The following is a 252-nucleotide window of genomic DNA, read 5'->3' as shown; positions in this document are numbered from 1 at the left end:
GCCTGCAACAGCTCCGGGTCGATACCGCTGTTCAGCGTATTGCCCGAAAGCTTCTTGCGAAGCAACTCACGCGCTTTCGCCGCCGCGTCGTCGGTGAATAGCTTGTTGGCGCTGATAGCGGGTTTTTGTTTTGGCAGCGGCGCAGCAGGCGTTTTATCGATCTTCCGGAACGACAGTCCTGCCTTTATTTCGGCATTTAATTCCTTGCGCGACAGCGTGAGAGGCATCCGGCTGCGCGGGGTGGTGAGCGTG

The 252-nt window shown here is 58.3% G+C and carries 1 protein-coding gene; it reads right to left on the bottom strand.

Annotated elements, in window-relative coordinates; translation table 11 throughout:
- A partial coding sequence (locus FQ668_RS27870) for a hypothetical protein (protein ID WP_144180826.1) occupies window positions 1-252 on the bottom strand: 252 nt, incomplete at both ends.

The sequence above is a fragment of the Pseudomonas sp. Kh14 genome (assembly GCF_900291005.1).
GTDB lineage: Bacteria > Pseudomonadota > Gammaproteobacteria > Pseudomonadales > Pseudomonadaceae > Aquipseudomonas > Aquipseudomonas alloputida.
This window is presented reverse-complemented; position numbering and strand designations above follow the sequence as displayed.